This is a genomic window from Nocardioides sp. JCM 18998, assembly GCF_055391535.1.
On record NZ_AP043886.1, the window covers coordinates 4,162,626 to 4,180,050 of the forward strand.

Here is a 17,425-nt window from a genome sequence, read left to right on the forward strand (position 1 = left end):
GGCCGCGCAGGTTTGGTGCGGACCGTGAGCCTGGAACCGGCGAGGAATCGCTCCTACGCCGAATGAGGCGCAGACTCACAAGGTGACCTCCTCCTCGCCGCGGCGACGACACCTTGCCAGCAGTCCCTTCCAGCCCGAGCCGGAGCGTGTGATCCTCCAGTTCGAGGTCGACGAGCTGGTCACGCACGATGCGCACGGCATGGGTCGGGTCGTGGCGCTGGACGCGGCGGGCGTGACGGTCGACTTCCGGCCGGAGATCATCCGGATCGCCAGCCCGTTCCCGCATCTGTCGAAGCTCTGATCGACCGCTCCTCGCCCGCGACCGGGCGGGGAGCTCACCGCCCGGCAGGGTGTTGGCGAGCCGCACCGCGGGAACCGGGGGCCGTGGACGTTCGCACGAGTGCTCGAGATGCCGGGGCGATGGCCGAGGATGCGCGGGACTCGCGCGCCCTGGAGTGGGGCGCGCGGGCCGGGTTCGTCGTCTACGGACTGATGTACGCCGTGCTCGCATGGCTGACCGTCCAGGTCGCGGTCCAGGGCGCGCGGTCGGCGCAGGTGTCGCGACAGGGCGCGCTCAACGAGGTGGCCCAGCAGCCGCTGGGCACGACGATGCTGTGGATCGCGTTCGCCGGATTCTGCGCGCTGGTGCTCTGGGAGGGCGCGACGGCTCTCGTGGGCCATCGCGACAAGGACGGCGCGAAGCGGGTCGCCGCCCGGCTCGCCTCGGCCGGCAAGGTGATCGTCTTCGCTGCCTTCGCGGTCTCGACCGCCAAGGTCGCGCTCGGCTCCGGCAACAGCAAGGGCGGCGGCGCGAAGACCTGGACGGCCCGCGTCCTCGAGCTCCCGGCCGGACCGGTGCTGGTCGCCGCGGGCGGGCTGGCGATCATCGGGTACGGCGTCTACAGCGTGATCCGCGGCCTCGGCGACGGTTGGCGCCACGACCTCGAGGGGGACGGCCAGCGCGGGGACCTCGGCACCGTGATCACCGTCCTGGCCAGGACCGGCTATGCCAGCCGTGGTCTCGCGTTCGGCATCATCGGCGGCCTCGTCGTCTGGGCGGCGTTCACCCAGGACGCCCGGCACTCCGGCGGCCTCGACCAGGCCCTGCAGCGGGCCCGGCACGCGCCCCTGGGCAGCGTGCTGTTGATCGTCATCGCGATCGGGTTCGCCTGCTACGGCCTCTACAACGTCGCCCGGGCCTTCTACCTGCGTCGCAAGTAGGTCGCCGCGCGACGGATCGTCAGTGGCAGGGAGCGCCCTCGCAGCACGGGCGGATGTAGCCGCACCCGTCGCAGCGCTCGTGGGAGGTCTCCCAGCGCATCATCGTGCCGCAGTTGGGGCAGGGCTCGGTGAGGTCGGCCATGCGCTCAGGATATCGGCGCAGGACCTCCGGTCGGGCAACCTGGGTGACGCCGGCAGCAGGTGATGCGGCCGAGGTCACCCAGGCTCCCGCGTCGATCAGGAGACCGAGTCGCGCCAGGCGATGAGCTCCTCGAGCGGCTTGAGGTCGTACTCCGGTCCGCCGGTGCCGTAGGTGATCAGGTCGGCGCCGGCGTCGCGCAGCGCCTGGGCGCCTGCGGCGTCGGTGGCGGCGGCCGAGATCTCGATCTCGGAGAAGTCCCGGCCGATCGCCTCGCAGTGACCGCGCAGCACGCCCAGCTTGTGCGTGAGGGTCTCGACGTCGGAGAACGAGTGCCAGATGTCGGCGTGCTTGGCGACGAGACGGAGGGTCTTCTTCTCTCCCCCGCCACCGATCAGCACCGGGATCTTGCGGGTGGGCGCAGGGTTCAGCTTCGCCCAGCGCGCCTCGATCCGCGGCAGCGCCTCGGCGAGCGCGTCGAGGCGGCCGCCGGCGGTGCCGAAGTCGTAGCCGTACTCGTCGTAGTCCTTCTCGAACCAGCCCGAGCCGATGCCGAAGACGAGCCGGCCGCCACTGATGTGGTCGACGGTGCGCGCCATGTCGGCGAGGAGCTCGGGGTTGCGGTACGAGTTGCACGTCACCAGGCAGCCGATCTCCGCACGGGAGGTCTGCTCGGCCCAGGCGGCCTGCATCGTCCAGGCCTCGAAGTGCTTGCCCTCGGGCTCGCCGTAGAGCGGGTAGAAGTGGTCCCAGTTGAAGATCACGTCGGCGCCGAGGTCCTCGGCACGGCGGACGGCATCACGGATGGTGGAGTAGTCGGCGTGCTGCGGCTGGAGCTGGACGCCGACGCGCAGGGGGCGGGTCATACCCCCAACCTACGGGGTCACTTCACCTTCACCGTGAGGGCCGTGCTCGAGACGCTGCGCGAGCCGGCGCCGAGGGCGACGATGCTGAAGGCGTACCTCCCCTTCGGCAGCCTCGCGAAGACCAGGCTGCGGGCGGTGCTGCCCACGGTCCGCCTGATCTTGAGCAGCGGACCGCCGGCGCGGGTGATCTCGTAGCCCGTCGCACCGGTGACGCCGCTCCAGCGCACCGTGACGTCGGCCTTGTGGGTGAGCTGCCGCTTCTTGCGCAGCTGCTTCACCGAGGCCGTCGGGCGCGCCGGGGCGCTCAGCGAGGTGAACCGGACCGGCGTCGAGGCCGCCGAGCGGTAGCCGCCGCTGTTGGTCGCGACCACGGAGACCGCGTACGTGTCCCCCGCCACCAGTCCGGTGAGGCGACACAGCAGCTCGGTGGTCTGGCAGGTCCGCGTCCCGTGCGCCGACACGGCGCTCACCGTGTAGCCGCTGACCGACTGGGCGCCGAGGGTCACGGGGGTGTTCCACTCGATGGTGGCGGCGGTCCCGCTGGCGCTCACCGTCACCTGCCGCACCACCGACGACGGACCGGCCGGGGTCACCACGACGCCGGAGGTCTGGACGCCGATGCCCTGTGCGTTGGTCGCGGTCACGGTCACGCCGTACGCGACGCCGTTGGTGAGGCCGGTGATCGTGCAGATGAATGCGGTGGTCGTGGTGCAGGTCTTCACGCTGCCACCCGTACGGGCGGTGGCGGTGTAGCTCGTGATCGGGGCGCCGCCGTCGTCCTCGGGCGCCGTCCAGGTGACGGTGGCCGAGCCAGGAGCCGTGGTCACGCCGGTGACCACCGGGGCAGCGGGGGTGGTTGCCGGCAGCAGACCGACGAGGGTCGCGGCGGGGCTCTGCTGGCCGCTGATCGTGGTCGTGCCACCGGACGAGGTCGCCGACGGGTTGGCCCAGGCGTAGACCTCGGCCGAGTAGGTCGTGCCGTTGGTCAGGCCGGTCCAGGTGCAGGTGGTCGAGGCCATCGCGGCGGTGATCGAGCTCTGGCACGGGGTGCGGGAGCCGGCTCCGGTCACGATCCAGGCGGTATAGGACACCGTCGGCGTGCCCGGAACGGCGCCGCCCTGGGTGCCCGTGGAGATCTTGATGCCGCTGTACGTCGGCGCGCGCCAGCTCAGCGTGATCGTCTGGTTCTGCACCTTGGCCGTGAGGTTGTTCGGGGCCGACGGCGCGCCCGGGATGATCGGGAGCGGTCCGGCGACGATGCCGGCGTTGGTGTCGTTGTACGCCGTGACCGTCACCAGGTAGGTCGCCTTCGGGTCGAGCCCGGTCAGCGTCGCCGAGGTCGTGCCCGGCGTGGCGCAGGCGACGAAGGTCGTGTTGGGCGTGCAGACGTTGCTCAGCGGCAGGTTGGTCTGCGCGCAGGTCGTCTGCACGGAGGCGACGATGTCGGCGCAGACGAAGTAGCCCTTGATCGCGGTGTCACCCGAGCTGGCCGGCTGCGTCCACGAGACCGGCAGGCTGGCCTTGGTCCCGACGAGCACCGGGGTGCCGAGCGTGACGTTGCGGGCAGCGGTCGGGATGCCGGGCGTGACCTTCTGCGCGTCGCTCGGGGAGCCGGACCCGAGGATGTTGGCGGCCTCGACCGAGATCGTGTAGGTCGTCATCTTGGTCAGGCCCGTGATGGTGCACGAGGTGCCGGTGGCGCCCGGCGTGCAGTATGACGGCGCACCGCCGCCGGCCGGGGTCGCGGTGACCAGGTAGCCCAGGATCTTCTGGCCCCCGGTGGCGACCGGCGCCGTCCAGCTGACGTCGACGGTGGTCGAGGCGTTGGAGGCGACCAGGACGTTCATCGGCGACGAGGGGCGCGACCCGACCGGGACCGCCTCGGTGGACAGGATCGTGGCCACCGGGACGCTGCGCACCGAGAGGTCGCTCAGCGCGGTGTAGACGCGGGTGCCGGTCGCGGCGACAGGCTGCGCGAGGCCCGGGGCGTGAGCCACTGCTCCGGACGCGTTGTCGTACGCTCCGCCGAAGCTCAGCGTGGCGCCATTGGTGTTGAACCAGTACAGACCGCCGGCGACGCTCGAGCTCGAGCAGTAGACGCTGGTGCCGTTGGTGGCCACCGCGAGGGCGTCGCAGGAGACCGACTCGGTGTTGCTCGAACCGGCCAGGGTCGGCAGGTTGGCCCACTGCGGCACCGGGTCCCAGGTCGACGGCGGCGCCGGGTAGGCGTCCTCCACCTGCGCCGGGAGCGTGGTCGTCGTCGGCTGGGCCCACGACGAGGTCGCCAGCTGGGCGAGCTGCGGATGAGCGCCGGCCTCGCCGATGTAGAGGCGCTGCCCGTCCGGGCTGACCGCCAGCGACTGGGCGCTCGAGTTGAGCGTGAGGCTCTTCAGCATGCCGCCGTTGACGACCGTCGAGATCTCCTGCACCGACGTCGTGGTGATGGCGTAGAGCCGGTTCGCGCCGTACGCGATCGCTCGGTAGGTGTCGGGCAGGACGAGCGAGTCCGCTGTCCACTTGGTCGGGTCGGCGTTGCTGACGTCGGTGACCCAGATCGCGCCGGCGGCGTCGAGGACGTACGCCTTGGTCGCACTGGCCGCGACGACGTTCACGGCGCCCGGCACGGACGGTGCGGTCAGGTCGGTGGTCTTGGCGACCACACCACCCGGGCCGGCCGCCCACGAGACGAACTCCACCGCGGTGGAGGTACCGACCACCAGGGTGGCGTTGGACGCGAAGTCCAGCGAGGTGACCGGGGTGGCGCTGGAGAGCGGGAGGGTGACCAGCGACGACTCGTCGGCCGTACGGCGGATCTCGACCGAGGCGCCCTTGGCGACCGCGATCAGCGACCCGTCGTCGGAGAGCACGACCGGACCGGTCGCACCGGCGCCGACCAGCGTCGTCACGTGATAGGGGTCGACCACCGTGGCGGCCTGCGCCGACGACGGAAGCACGCCGAGCGTCCCCATGATCAGCCCCATGATCAGCCCCATGATCAGCCCCATGATCAGCCCGGCGACCGACCCCGTGAAGGCGACGATCCTGCTGATCCGGTGGCGTCGTTCCATCCCTGCGCTCCTCCTGAGCCGTGCGTTCGCGAGAGTTCCGTTGTTGCGCGTGCGGTCAGCCACGGGTCTTCACCACCACCGGCAGGCTCGGCAGGCCACGGCCGAACTTGTTGATCGGCGTGACGGTGAACGAGTAGCGGTTGTTCGCCTTGAGGCCCTTGAAGACCGCACGGCGCGCGGTCGCCTTGACCGTCTTCACCGGTCCGCCGACCCGGCGGACCAGGTAGCCGGTGATCGGCGCCCCGCCGACGGCCGGTGCCGACCAGCCGATCAGCACCTTGTAGCGGTGGCCGGTCTTCACCGCCTTGGCCTGCGGGCGCGAGATCCGGTTGGGCGTGTTGTACGGCCGTGCGAGGTTGCTCTTCTTGCTCAGACCCGAGACCAGGACCGGGCCGGACTGCGCCTGCACCGTCACCTGGTAGGTGAGCGAGGCGTCGAGCTTGCTGATCACCGCGGAGGTACGGCTCCCGGCGACCATCAGCACCTGGCCGGTCGGCTGCACCGTGATCACGTACTGCGTGATCGCCGCGCCGTTGCCGCGCGAGGCCTTCCAGGTCACCGTGATCGCGTTCTGGGCGCCGGTGGCGATGACGTCGGTCGGCACGCTCGGCGGGCCGGCGGGCACCGACGGCGGCGAGGCGGCCGACGGCTTGGAGACGTACCCGTCGAGGTTGGTGGCGGTGACGGTGACGGTGTACTTCACGCCCGCGCGCAGGCCGTCGATGTCGCACGCGGTGAGGCCTGCCTCCGCGACGCAGGACGAGCCGTTGTTGGCCCGCGCGATGTAGCGCACGATCGCCGAGCCGCCGGTGTTCTGCGACGGGTTCCAGGCGACGTGCAGCGTCGTCGGGCCCTGGCTCGAGCCGCCGATGTCGGTGTAGGCGAAGACGCCGGTGGGCGCGTCCGGGGCGCCGACCGGGATGAACGGCGCGGTCGGGCCCGAGCGCGGGCTGGTGCCGGCGAGGTTCACCGCGACCACGTCGACGGTGTAGACCGCGCCGTTGGTCAGGCCGGTGATCGTGCAGGTCATCGGCGCGGGGCCGGTGATCGTCGTCGCCGTCTTCACGGTCGTCGTCGGGGCGTTGGTCGTGCAGGAGCGCAGCGCACCCGCGCCGGGCTGGACCGGCCGGGCGACCGCCTGGTAGCTGGTGATCGCGGCACCGCCGTCGTCGATCGGGGCCTCCCACGTGATCGTGGCTCGGGCGTCCTCCGGCGAGGCCTGGACGTTGATCGGCGGCGTGGAGAGCCCGTACGGCATGAACGCGGCGCTGGCCGCGGACGCCACGCTGGTGCCGAACCAGTTGTGCGCGGTCACCGTCGCGGTGTAGTTGATGCCGTTGGTCAGGCCGTCGATGTGGCAGGTCAGCGGACCGTTGCCGGCGACCTGCGGGCACTGCGCACCGCCCGGGACGATGGAGACGGTGTAGTAGTCGATCTGGACGCCGCCGGTGTTCTTCGGCGCGGTCCACCACACGTCGGCCGCGAGGTTGCTCGGGTGCACCTGGACGGCGGTCGGCGCGTCCGGCACGGTGCCCGGGCTGACCGAGGTCGTCGGGGTGTTGGTGGTGTCCTTCGGGTCCTTCCAGTAGCCCGGCGTGCTGGCGATGCCCGGGTTGGCCTCGGTGATGCCGACGGTGTACGCGGTGCCGTTCGTCAGGCCGGTGATGGTGCACGACGTCGCCGGCGGCATGGCCGTGCAGGTCTTCGTCGTGGTGCCGGTCGTCGCCGAGGCGGTGTAGAGCGTGATCGGGCTGTTGGACGCGTCGAGCATGCCCACCTGCGGCACCGGGTCCCAGGAGACGAAGATGGTCTTGTCCGCCGGCGTCGCGGCCGTGACGGTCAGGGTCGGCGGCTTCGCGTACCACGCGAGGATGTTGCTCGCCGCCGACTCGTTGCTCGCCGGCAGCGTGACTCCGGCAAGCATGACCGGGTCAGCGGGCTGGCCCTGGCCGTAGTTGTACGACTGGACCCGGAAGAAGTACGACCCGCCGTCGGGGGTCTGCGCCACGTTGGGCACCGTGCAGCTGGTCTGCGCCGTGGAGGCCGTGCAGCGGGTGATCCAGGTGGCGTTGCCGAACTGGTCGTAGCGGTAGAGGTTGGCCTGGTAGCCCTTCAGCGCCCAGCCCCCGGTGGTGCTCGGCGCCGTCCAGGTCGCGGTGATCCCGGTGGCCGACATCGAGGCGAGGACCTTCGTCGCAGGCATCGGCGCACCGGTCGGGGTCGCCTTGGCGCTCGGCGCGGAGAGCGTGCCCCAGCTCGCGGTGCCGGCCGAGGCGGCGCCGAACGCGTTGTGCGCGGCGACCTTGAAGGTCCAGGTGGTCTGCGAGCTCAGCGAGCCGACCGGGAACGTGTAGGAGTTGGTCCCCCACGGGTTGCTCTCACACGCCGTCGGGAAGATGTGAGAGGGGTCGATGGCGGTCTGGCTGATGGGCAGCGCGGACGGGTCCCAGCTCACCGGTGCGGAGAGCGAGGGCGTGGACGCCACCTGGGCGTCGATCAGCGTCTTTGCCAAAGGGGTGCTCGCGTCGACTGGGTTGCAGGTGTACTCGGTGAAGGTGTTGGCCAGGTTCGTGTCCGCCGGGATCGCGACGATCTGATAGCCGGTGATCGGCAGGCCGCCGTTGTCGGTCGGCGGCGTCCACTTCACCACCGCCGTGCCCCACTGCTGGTTGGCGCCGTTCGGCGAGATCTGCGGGATCGTCGCGGTGACGGCGGTGGGCGCGGCCGGGAGACCGGCCGGCATCACCGTGAGACGGGTGCCGCCGGCGTCGGTCAGGTAGGCGGCCGGACCGAGCACGCCGCTCTTGGCCTGCACCGAGACCGTGTAGGCGTTGCCGTTGGTCAGGCCGGAGATCGTGCAGCTCTGGTCCTGATAGCTCGCCGTCGTGCAGGTCTTGGTCGTCACCTGGCCGGTCGCGGCGGTGAAGCTCGCCGTGGCGGTGTAGCCGACGACGTCCTGCAGACCCCAGCCGAGGTGGTCGGCGTAGTTGTCCTGCTTGCTCCAGCTGACAGCGATCGCGGCGCTGGTCGAGGTCGCGACCACGTTGTACGGAGCGGTCGGCGCGCTGGCCAGCAGGGACGGGTCCATCGGCGTGGTGCTGGCGAAGGTGTAGGCGGAGGCCCCGTAGAGCGCGGCCTGGCTGCGGTAGGCGACCGGCCAGTTGCCCGCCGGGACGTACGTGCCCGTGGTCGCATGGTCCCGCGCGGACGGGGTCGGGTCCATCACCGTCGCGCTCGCACCCGCTCCACCGCCGGAGCCGGCCTGGGTGTTCGGCACCGCGTAGGTGGCCGTGCCGGTCCAGTTGGCGGTGAAGGGCGGCAGCCCGGTGGTCGCGTTGATCGCGCCGTACGAGTCGTTGGCCGCGACCGTGAAGACGTAGCCCTTGCCGGCGCTCAGCCCGGTGATCGTGCCCTGGTAGGTGCCCTGGCTCGACGAGCTGCCGACCGGCACGTTGACGGTCTTGACCGCGTTCGTCGCGGTGTCGATCGCCGAGACGACGTAGTAGGTGACCGGGTGGGCGCCCATCGTGATCGTCTTGTGCGTGAACGGGTCACAGGACTGGTCGCTGACACCGGGCCAGGAGACGGTGACGGCCGCAGCCGCGACGGTGCCGCCGGTCTTGGCGAGGGTGTAGGTCGGCACGACGATGCTCGACGACGCGCTGCAGTTGCTGGCACCGCCGGTCGAGATCGTCGGACCGGGCGTGCCGGCGTTCACCTTGTACGGCGCCAGCACCGCGGCGGAGGCGCCGCCGGCGCTGGTGGACTGCACCGAGACGGTGTACGGCGCGCCCGCGACCAGGCCGGGGATGAGGCACTCGGTCGTGGTCGCGGTGATGGTGAGGTTGCTGCAGTAGCTCGCCGCGCCGCTCGTCGGCGTCGCGGCGACGGTGTAGCCGGTGACGTCGCCGATCCCGATCACCGGCGGCGTCCAGGAGACCCAGATGCCGTAGCCGGAGCTGGTCGAGCCGTCGATCGTGGTGGAGATCGGGGCGGCCTGCACGTTCGACGGCGGCTGCGGGAAGGTCTTGAGCGCCGGCTGCGTGGAAAGCGAGGACTGGGTGACGTACCCGAGCGTGTCGGTCTCGACGACGTACACGCCGCCGCTCGGGACGCCCCACACGCCGGTGGCGGCCTTGGACAGCGGCACGCCCGCGGCCGAGGTCAGGCCGGCCGACAGGCTCGACGGGATCAGGAAGCGGTAGAGGTGGACGTCGGTCGAGCCGACGATCGGCGCGCAGTCGAGGTACGGCTGGGCGTTGACGACGTCGGTGCCGAGTGCCCCGCACGTCATGCCGGTGACCGGGTAGGCGGCCAGCGGGATCGAGGAGGCGCCCGAGGCGGGGATCACGCCGATGCCGGCGGTGCCGGCGGCGTACAGGTTGCTGCTGTCCGCGTAGAGGGCGGTCAGCGTCCCGGAGGAGACCGGGGTGGTCCCGGTGGGCGTGACGGTGCTGCCGTTCACGGCGTACTGGTTGACGGTGCCGACCCCGGCGACGGTCGAGCCGACGTAGAGCGTGCCCCCGCTCGGGCTGATCGCCAGCACACCGCGCTGGGTGGCGGCATTGGCGCCGACCAGGGTCGGGTTCGCGACCACGGGTCCGGCCGTGGCCGTGCCGTCGCTCAGGCTGACCGAGACGATCGTGCCGTTGTTGAGCTCGACGTACGCGTACCCGTTGCCGGCCACCGCGGCGACCGGGCCGCCGCTGATGCCGGCGGCGTTCGGCACGTCGATCGCCGTCGAGGTCGTCGTCGGGCTGGTCGCCGCCGCGACCGCAGGAGCCCAGGCCTTGATGAGGTCGGCCGACCAGGTGCTGGCGTTGGACGCGCCCCTGACCGCTAGGACGGCCACGTCGCCTGCCGTGGTGGGGCTCGGCGCGGCCGCGAGCAGGCTCGGCGCGAGCGTGCTCCGCAGCGGCACCGCGCGCGAGGTGGATCCCGTCGAAGCGTTGTAGACAACGGCGTTGCTGGTCGCCGTCGCGCCGGAGGTCGCGGCGAACATGCCGTACCCGTCCGGCGTGCTGGTCGCGGCCTTGATCCCCGCCAGGGTGCCGACGCGCACGTCGACAGCGGTAGTGGCGGCAGCCGTCGACTCGAGCGGGAGCAGGCACGAGGCGGCGAGTGCCATGACGGCCGTCAGGATCAATCGCTTCATATCGTGCGCCCCATCGGCAGGGCGCCAGCCGATCAAAGCGAGGCCGATCATCGGGGCCGAAAAGGCCCCAACTCATAGCCGCCGCAAAGAAACAACGGCGGCCCCGGAGACCGGGACCGCCGTTGCGGGTGATCGATCCGAAGATCGACCGAGAAGATCAGATCGCGCGAACGTTCTCCGCCTGCGGGCCCTTCGGACCCTGGGTGACGTCGAACTCGACAGCCTGGTTCTCGTCCAGCGACTTGTAGCCGTTGCCCTGGATCGCGGAGAAGTGGACGAAGACGTCGTCGCCGCCGTCAGCCTGGGCGATGAAGCCGAAGCCCTTCTCGGAGTTGAACCACTTAACGGTGCCCTGAGCCATGTTGCTTTTCCTTTGGTGATGCCGCACCCGACATAGGTCGCCAGGCGCAAAGCAGTAACAGTACTCGATCCTTGCAGAAACAACCTAACGCACGATGTCACATCTGCGGGAGACCGTTCGTCGTACGAGCATGAGCACTAGGTTCAATCCCATGTCATACGTCGTCGACTTCAAGGATGTCTCCACGACCGGCCTCGAGTCCTCCCCCGTCGCGGAGGCGCTCGCGGGGCTGCGCGCGAACGAGGCCCGTTACTTCCACACCAAGTACAAGCACGAGTACGTGACCGTGCCCGCCGCCGAGGCCCCCGAGGTCGTCGCCTGGGTCCACAACATCCTCGAGACCGAGCGGGGGCTCGTCATCGACTCCCCCGTGCTGGAGGTCGCCGACATCGAGGTCGAGGGCATCAAGTGGCCGGAGCTCTACTACGAGTCGGGCCTGGTCATCAACGTGCTGTGGACGCTCGAGGACGGCGGCAAGCGCGCCGTCGGCTTCAAGCTCTCCGACGGCATGGAGGTCCCCGCCGAGCTCGACGCCGCCGGCTTCAAGTTCGCCCGGCAGAAGTCCAAGCTCGCCGGCACCATCCGCGGGTCGTACTTCGTGATCAAGGGCGACTACTGACCCCTCACGGGCGGAACAGCACCTTCACCATCCCGTCCTTCTTGTCACGGAAGTCGGCGTAGGCCTGCGGCGCCTGGTCGAGCGACAGGTGGTGGGTGGCGAAGGACTCGACCCCGAGGACGTCCTCGTCCTGGCTGAGCAGGGCGAGGATGTCGTCGCTCCAGCGGCGGACGTTGGCCTGCCCCATCCGCAGCTGCACCTGCTTGTCGAACAGCTGCATCATCGGCAGCGGATCCATCGCGCCGCCGTACACCCCGGAGATGGAGACGGTGCCGCCGCGCCGGACCGCATCGAACGCGGCGGTGAGAGCGGCCAGCCGGTCGACGCCGGCCTTCTTCATGAACGGCTGTGCGACCGCGTCGGGCAGCAGCCCGACCATCTTGTGGGTCATCTCGACCAGCGGCGAGCCGTGCGCCTCCATGCCGACGGCGTCGATCACCGCGTCGGCGCCGCGACCGTAGGTCCGCGCCCGGATCTCCTCGGTGAGCTCCTTGCCGACCTCGGCCAGGTTGAGCACGTCGGCGCCGCGAGCGGCCACCCGTGCCAGTCGCTCGGGCACCAGGTCGACCACGATCACCTGGATGCCGCGGTGCAGCGCGATCCGGGCGGCCATATCGCCGATCGGGCCGGCGCCGAAGACCACCAGGCTCTGCCCGGCGGACACCCCGGCGTACTCCACCGCCTGCCACGCGGTCGGTAACACGTCGGAGAGGAAGACGAACCGGTCGTCGGGCGGCCCCTCGGGCACCTTGATCGCGCCGTAGCCGGCGTACGGCACCGCGAGGTACTCGGCCTGGCCTCCCGGGACCTGGCCGTAGAGCTTGCTGTAGCCGAGCAGGCGCGCGCCGGTGCCCTGTTCGTGGTTCTGGGTGGTCTCGCACTGGCTCTGCAGGCCCTGGTCGCACATCCAGCAGTCGCCGCAGCTGACGTTGAACGGGATGACGACCCGGTCGCCCGGCTTCAGGTTGGTGACCGCCGGACCGACCTCCTGGACGATCCCCATCGGCTCGTGGCCGACGATGTCGCCCGGTGTCATGAACGGCGAGAGCGGCTCGTAGAGGTGCAGGTCCGAGCCGCACAGCCCGGTCGTGGTCACCTTGATGATCGCGTCGGTCGGCTGCTCGATGATCGGGTCCGGCACCTCCTCGACGCTCATCCTGCGCGGTCCCTGCCAGGTCACTGCTCGCATCACGCGCTCCTCGGGTCGATCGACGTCGGGTCTCCGCCCGGTACCCGGGGCCCCACGCCCCATCCGTCGATGTCACATCCGTCTGCCCTCGGGCGTCATCACCGTGGAACCACCATCCGAGAGGACGAGAAGAGCGATGAAGACGATGACCTGCCAACAGCTCGGCGGACCGTGCGACCTGGCCTTCCACGGTCGCAGCGCCGACGACGTGATCAAGGCACAGGACAAGCACCTCAAGGAGCTGGTCGACGGAGGCGACACCGCGCACGTCCCGGCACGCGAGGAGATGAAGGGCCGGTGGAAGCACCCGATCGCGGGGATGGGCTGGTATCGCGACGTCAAGAAGACCTTCGCGGGCCTCCCCGAGGACTGATCGGCCGACCGGCCGAGCCGCACGCGGGGAGCGCTACGCTCGCAGCAGCTGAGACGTGGCTCACCTCTGGAGGCGTGGATGTTCGTACCGTTCAGCGTGGCCGACTTCATCGAGCGCGGCGCGTTCGTCTACGGCGACCGGGTCGGCGTCGTCGACGAGCCGGAGCAGCCCGCGACGCCGTTCGGCAGCGACACGAGTGGCGAGATCACCTACGGCGAGATGCGGCGGCTCGCGGCCCGGATGGCCGCGCGACTCGACCAGCTGGGCGTGCTGCCCGGCGAGCGCGTCGCGGTGGTCAGCCACAACTCCGCCCGGCTGCTGACCGCGTTCTTCGGCGTCGCCGGCTACGGCCGGATCCTGGTGCCGATCAACTTCCGGCTCTCCCCCGACGAGGTCCGCTACATCGTGGAGCAGTCCGGGGCACGGGTGCTGTGGGTCGACCCGGAGATCGACGCGGCGCTGGCCGGCGTCACCGCCGAGATGCGGTTCGTGCTCGGCGACGACGAGAGCCTGCTCGCCCCGGCACCGGAGGACGGCGGCCCCGAGCCGCGGCCGTGGGAGCACGACGAGAACGCCACCGCGACGATCAACTACACCTCCGGCACCACCGCGCGGCCCAAGGGCGTGCAGATCACCCACCGCAACATCTGGACCAACGCGACCACGTTCGCGCTGCACGCCGGCCTCACCGACCGCGACGTCTACCTGCACACGCTGCCGATGTTCCACGCCAACGGCTGGGGCATGCCGTTCGCCACCACCGGCCTCGGCATCCGGCAGATCGTGCTGCGCAAGGTCGACGGTGCCGAGATCCTGCGCCGGGTCCGGGACCACGGCGTCACCGTGATGTGCGCCGCCCCTGCGGTCGCCGCCGCCGTCCTCGACGCCGCCCAGACGTGGGAGGGCGAGATCCCCGGACGCGACCGGGTCCGGATCATCATGGCCGGGGCGCCGCCGCCGACCAAGACCGTCGTACGGGTGCAGGAGGAGCTCGGCTGGGAGTTCATCCAGATCTACGGCCTCACCGAGACCAGCCCGCTGCTGACGATCAACCGGACCCGCGCCGAGTGGGACGACCTCGACCCGCACGAGCGCGCCACGCTGCTCACCCGCGCCGGCGCTCCGGCCCTCGGGGCGACGCTCCGCGTCGACGACAGCGGCGAGGTGCTCGCCCGCTCCAACGTGGTGCTCGAGGGCTACTGGGACAAGCCCGAGGAGAGCGCGGCGGCGCTGCGCGACGGCTGGTTCCACACCGGCGACGGCGGCACCCTGGGCGACGACGGCTACCTGACCATCAGCGACCGCAAGAAGGACGTGATCATCACCGGCGGTGAGAACGTCTCGAGCATCGAGGTCGAGGACATCATCTTCAGCCACCCCGCGGTGGCCGAGGTGGCGGTGATCGGCATCCCCAGCGAGAAGTGGGGCGAGACGATCCTGGCGTTGGTGGTGCCCGCCCCCGGCGCAGCCATCACCGAGCAGGAGGTGATCGCGTGGTGCAAGGAGCGGCTCGCCGGCTACAAGTCACCCACCGTGGTGGAGCTGCGCGACAGCCTCGCCCGTACGGCCACCGGCAAGCTGCAGAAGTTCAAGCTGCGGGCGCCCTACTGGGCCGATCGCGATCGCCAGGTCAACTGATCACCGATCGAACACGGCGAGCCCGTGGTCGACCCAGGTGTCGACCTTCGCCGTCGCGAGCGTGATCTCGTAGACCAGCTCCTGGCGCTGGTCGTCCTCGGTCATCCCCTCGAGGTAGCGCGGGAGCTGCTCGCGGTAGAGCTGCACGATCTCGTCGAACGCAGCCTCTGCTCGGCGGATACTCAGCCGATTGCTGGTGATGGTCGCACCCTCAGCGGTCGGTGAGGTGATCAGCGCGACCCGGCCGAGGTCGAGCTCGTGCACCTTGGGTGCGTCCGGAGCGGTGGCGGCGTACCAGACCCCGGGGCGCTCCGTGCGGACGAAGCCCATGTAGCGGGTCGAGGGCTTGCCCTGGGCATCGGTGCTCGACAGGACCATGAGGTTCGTCTGATCGGCCACCTCGTTGAAGAGCGCGAGGCCGTGCTCCGGATACACCGGATCCACATGGCTGTGTGCCTTCGCGAAGGCGAGCGCATCGTCCACCGAGTCGAACGCGTTCTGGGCATCGATCAAGTACAGGATCTGGCCGATGTAGGGCGAGATCTCTTCGCCGCGATAGTAGAACTGCGCCCACCTCTGACCGGCGTACAGGTCACCGCTGTACTTGAGGTTGAGTTGCTCGTCCTTACGTCGCAGCAGCATCCGGCCGAGTCGGCTGTATCCGACGACCGACGGACCCACGATCCACGCCAGGAGCCCCGCGACGGCTGCGCCGACAAGCGCACTGAGCCACCCACGGCCCCCCTCACCTCCGATCAGCCAGAAGCTGCAGAGCAGCAGGAGGAAGAACACCGCCCCGACGAACACAGCGTTGGCGACGACCAGCAACAGGCGGTAGCGGCGCGCCTCGACGTAGATCGCGCTGGCCGCCCGCTGGCGCCGCTTCAACGTGAGTTCACGCTGCTTCATCGACTCGAGCAGCAGGCTGTCAGCGGCGGACAGTGTCATCAGTCGACTCCGTGGGCTCGGTAAAGGTCGCGCAGCTCGAAGGTCTCGAAGTCGGCGTACGGCTCGATCCGGATGGTCTGCTGCCGCATCCGCAGCTCCTCATCGCCGTACTTGCTCGTGTAGAGGTCGCGCGCGAGCGCGAGCCGCAGGGCCAGCTTCTCCTCGTCGAAGGACTTCTCGTCGTTCTCGTCGCGGGCCTTGCGTCGGTAGAGGAGGTAGAGGGAGAAGAACCAGATCACGAAGACGACCAGCAGGAACCCGAGGGTCTTGATGGTGACGTCCCACATCGCGAAGCCCTCGCGGTAGTTCCACCAGCCGCCCGAGTCATCGCGGTGGACCAGCGCCGACTCGGTGATCACGATCGGCAGGATCGCGAAGAACCAACCGATCAGCCCGAGCACGCCCTGCCCGATCGTCTTGCCGAGATGTCCCTTGCCGAAGAACCAGTCCACCGTCACGTCGCGTTCCTCGACGGTGTTGGTCACGTAGTCCGGCGCCGGCCGGTCCTGCTGGGTGCTCACGGCCGACCGCCCCGCGAGGGTCCGGTCAGGCTCGCCGAGCGCTCAGGCGACTTCCAGGTCCCACCGTCACGCATCGACCAGACCTTGGCGAGCGTCGGGATCAGCTCCACCACGACGGTGTAGGTGTTCACCATCCAGTAGATGAGCATGTACCAGGGGGCGAAGAAGACGTACTTCAGCGTCCGGCCGCGATCGTTGTAGTACGACGCCACCGTCAGCTGCGCGACGCCGACGACCATCTCGATCGCGACGAAGATGCCGACCATGTCCCAGTTGTGCCGGAACCGCTCCCAGTCCTGGGTGAGCGCGAAGAAGAGCTGGCTGAGCAGGAACAGCGCCATCGAGATCCAGTAGAAGACGCTCCACACCACGCTGATCGCGTAGTCGGTGATGACCGGCATCATCTGCCAGTTCCGGATCGGGTGCCGCCACAGCCTCGGCCCCTTGGAGAACAGCACGTAGATGCCGCCCGAGGACCAGCGCTTGCGCTGCTTGACCAGGGACCTCGTCTGCTCGGGAACGTCGAGGAAGAACCGGACGTGGGCCGCGAACAGCGCGCGCCAGCCATGGGCCTGCATGTCCCAGGCGTTGGCGATGTCCTCGGTCGGCTGCTCGGCGTGCCAGCCGCCCACGTCGAGCACCGCCTCCTTGCGGTACATCGTGTTCGCGCCCGAGAACGCGAAGAGCGCGCCGTACGACATCTGCGAGCGCTTGATCAGCCCGATGATCGAGTTGAGCTCGTTCTGCTGGGCGAGCGCGGCGATCGTCGTACGGTTCGCGGCGAGCATGTTGCCGGTGACAGCGCCGACGTTCTGCCCACCCTTGCGCTCGAAGTAGGACAGGTACTGCCACAGCGCATCGGGGTTCGGCCGGGTGTCGGCATCGTTCGACAGCAGGAAGTCGCCGCGCGCGAAGCCGAGGGCGACGTTGAAGGCGTGCGCCTTGCCCCGGTTCCGCACGATCGTGATGACCCGGAGATCCTCGTACTCCTCCTGGAGGCTGACGAGGATCTCGCTGGTCCTGTCCGTGGACGCGTCGTCGACGACGATGATCTCGAAGCGGTCCGCCGGATAGTTCAGCTTCGTCTTGAGGTAGCGGATCGTGTTCTCGATCGACGTCTCCTCGTTGTGCGCCGGCACGAGGATCGAGACGAAGGGCTCTCCGTGCTCGAGGTAGCGCGGAAGGTCCTTCCTCTCCCGGAACAGGTGGTAGTACAGGCTCGAGACCAGGAACGCCAGCCCGCCGACGATCGGGTAGGCGACGAGGATGAAGATCAGGATCTGGATGAACCACTCACCGGTCGTGGTCGGCATGCGACCAACGTAGT

At 69.8% G+C, this 17,425-nt stretch carries 14 protein-coding genes; 5 read left to right on the top strand and 9 right to left on the bottom strand.

Annotated features, from left to right (window positions below; all coding sequences use genetic code 11):
• Positions 1-82 precede the first annotated feature (82 nt).
• Together ACZ5L9_RS19565 and ACZ5L9_RS19570 are read left to right on the top strand one after the other, a co-directional pair.
• Complete coding sequence (locus ACZ5L9_RS19565) at positions 83-301, top strand: hypothetical protein (RefSeq protein ID WP_464531377.1); 219 nt, start codon at positions 83-85, stop codon at positions 299-301.
• Between the two features lie 119 nt (positions 302-420).
• Positions 421-1,221 carry a DUF1206 domain-containing protein gene (locus ACZ5L9_RS19570; protein WP_464531380.1) on the top strand — a complete coding sequence of 267 codons (801 nt, stop codon included), beginning with the start codon at positions 421-423 and terminating at the stop codon, positions 1,219-1,221.
• A 19-nt stretch (positions 1,222-1,240) separates the two neighbouring features.
• Here ACZ5L9_RS19570 and ACZ5L9_RS19575 read toward each other — a convergent pair whose 3' ends face one another.
• From ACZ5L9_RS19575 to ACZ5L9_RS19595, 5 genes are all read right to left on the bottom strand, one after another.
• Entirely contained in the window at positions 1,241-1,363 is a 123-nt protein-coding gene (locus ACZ5L9_RS19575; protein ID WP_464531383.1) for a hypothetical protein, read from the bottom strand.
• A gap of 95 nt (positions 1,364-1,458) precedes the next feature.
• A complete protein-coding gene (locus tag ACZ5L9_RS19580) occupies positions 1,459-2,226 on the bottom strand; it encodes an LLM class F420-dependent oxidoreductase (protein ID WP_464531385.1) in 768 nt (255 codons plus the stop codon).
• Positions 2,227-2,243: 17 nt separating this feature from the next.
• Positions 2,244-5,294 carry a fibronectin type III domain-containing protein gene (locus tag ACZ5L9_RS19585; protein ID WP_464531388.1) on the bottom strand — a complete coding sequence of 1,017 codons (3,051 nt, stop codon included), beginning with the start codon at positions 5,292-5,294 and terminating at the stop codon, positions 2,244-2,246.
• Between the two features lie 55 nt (positions 5,295-5,349).
• Entirely contained in the window at positions 5,350-10,449 is a 5,100-nt protein-coding gene (locus ACZ5L9_RS19590) for a fibronectin type III domain-containing protein (protein ID WP_464531390.1), read from the bottom strand.
• A gap of 157 nt (positions 10,450-10,606) precedes the next feature.
• A complete protein-coding gene (locus tag ACZ5L9_RS19595; RefSeq protein ID WP_464531392.1) occupies positions 10,607-10,810 on the bottom strand; it encodes a cold-shock protein in 204 nt (67 codons plus the stop codon).
• Between the two features lie 151 nt (positions 10,811-10,961).
• On the opposite strand from ACZ5L9_RS19595, the gene ACZ5L9_RS19600 reads away from it, so the two are divergent.
• Positions 10,962-11,429 carry a phage tail protein gene (locus ACZ5L9_RS19600; protein ID WP_464531394.1) on the top strand — a complete coding sequence of 156 codons (468 nt, stop codon included), beginning with the start codon at positions 10,962-10,964 and terminating at the stop codon, positions 11,427-11,429.
• Between the two features lie 4 nt (positions 11,430-11,433).
• Here the strand turns inward: ACZ5L9_RS19600 and ACZ5L9_RS19605 are convergent, their stop codons facing one another.
• Positions 11,434-12,618 carry an alcohol dehydrogenase catalytic domain-containing protein gene (locus ACZ5L9_RS19605; RefSeq protein WP_464531397.1) on the bottom strand — a complete coding sequence of 395 codons (1,185 nt, stop codon included), beginning with the start codon at positions 12,616-12,618 and terminating at the stop codon, positions 11,434-11,436.
• A 136-nt stretch (positions 12,619-12,754) separates the two neighbouring features.
• On the opposite strand from ACZ5L9_RS19605, the gene ACZ5L9_RS19610 reads away from it, so the two are divergent.
• Positions 12,755-12,991, top strand: coding sequence for a hypothetical protein (locus ACZ5L9_RS19610; RefSeq protein WP_464531398.1), 237 nt, complete (start codon positions 12,755-12,757; stop codon positions 12,989-12,991).
• A 78-nt stretch (positions 12,992-13,069) separates the two neighbouring features.
• Positions 13,070-14,629, top strand: a complete 1,560-nt coding sequence (locus ACZ5L9_RS19615) for an AMP-binding protein (protein ID WP_464531400.1) — start codon at positions 13,070-13,072, stop codon at positions 14,627-14,629.
• Here ACZ5L9_RS19615 and ACZ5L9_RS19620 read toward each other — a convergent pair whose 3' ends face one another.
• From ACZ5L9_RS19620 to ACZ5L9_RS19630, 3 genes are read right to left on the bottom strand one after another with little or no spacing between them, the layout of a single operon-like run.
• Positions 14,630-15,577 carry a pyridoxamine 5'-phosphate oxidase family protein gene (locus tag ACZ5L9_RS19620; RefSeq protein ID WP_464531402.1) on the bottom strand — a complete coding sequence of 316 codons (948 nt, stop codon included), beginning with the start codon at positions 15,575-15,577 and terminating at the stop codon, positions 14,630-14,632.
• Positions 15,577-16,098 carry a hypothetical protein gene (locus ACZ5L9_RS19625; protein WP_464531404.1) on the bottom strand — a complete coding sequence of 174 codons (522 nt, stop codon included), beginning with the start codon at positions 16,096-16,098 and terminating at the stop codon, positions 15,577-15,579. Before ACZ5L9_RS19625 ends, ACZ5L9_RS19620 begins: the two co-directional genes overlap by 1 nt.
• Positions 16,095-17,411, bottom strand: a complete 1,317-nt coding sequence (locus tag ACZ5L9_RS19630) for a glycosyltransferase family 2 protein (protein WP_464531406.1) — start codon at positions 17,409-17,411, stop codon at positions 16,095-16,097. Before ACZ5L9_RS19630 ends, ACZ5L9_RS19625 begins: the two co-directional genes overlap by 4 nt.
• Positions 17,412-17,425 lie beyond the last annotated feature (14 nt).

Excerpts from the sequence above, each read along its gene's own strand:
- ACZ5L9_RS19615 (WP_464531400.1), top strand. The coding sequence starts at position 13,070 with ATGTTCGTACCGTTCAGCGTGGCCGACTTCATCGAGCGCGGCGCGTTC.
- ACZ5L9_RS19605 (WP_464531397.1), bottom strand. The coding sequence starts at position 12,618 with ATGCGAGCAGTGACCTGGCAGGGACCGCGCAGGATGAGCGTCGAGGAG.
- ACZ5L9_RS19575 (WP_464531383.1), bottom strand. The coding sequence starts at position 1,363 with ATGGCCGACCTCACCGAGCCCTGCCCCAACTGCGGCACGATGATGCGC.
- ACZ5L9_RS19630 (WP_464531406.1), bottom strand. The coding sequence starts at position 17,411 with ATGCCGACCACGACCGGTGAGTGGTTCATCCAGATCCTGATCTTCATC.
- ACZ5L9_RS19585 (WP_464531388.1), bottom strand. The coding sequence starts at position 5,294 with ATGGAACGACGCCACCGGATCAGCAGGATCGTCGCCTTCACGGGGTCG.
- ACZ5L9_RS19610 (WP_464531398.1), top strand. The coding sequence starts at position 12,755 with ATGAAGACGATGACCTGCCAACAGCTCGGCGGACCGTGCGACCTGGCC.
- ACZ5L9_RS19620 (WP_464531402.1), bottom strand. The coding sequence starts at position 15,577 with ATGACACTGTCCGCCGCTGACAGCCTGCTGCTCGAGTCGATGAAGCAG.
- ACZ5L9_RS19600 (WP_464531394.1), top strand. The coding sequence starts at position 10,962 with ATGTCATACGTCGTCGACTTCAAGGATGTCTCCACGACCGGCCTCGAG.
- ACZ5L9_RS19580 (WP_464531385.1), bottom strand. The coding sequence starts at position 2,226 with ATGACCCGCCCCCTGCGCGTCGGCGTCCAGCTCCAGCCGCAGCACGCC.
- ACZ5L9_RS19570 (WP_464531380.1), top strand. The coding sequence starts at position 421 with ATGGCCGAGGATGCGCGGGACTCGCGCGCCCTGGAGTGGGGCGCGCGG.
- ACZ5L9_RS19595 (WP_464531392.1), bottom strand. The coding sequence starts at position 10,810 with ATGGCTCAGGGCACCGTTAAGTGGTTCAACTCCGAGAAGGGCTTCGGC.
- ACZ5L9_RS19590 (WP_464531390.1), bottom strand. The coding sequence starts at position 10,449 with ATGAAGCGATTGATCCTGACGGCCGTCATGGCACTCGCCGCCTCGTGC.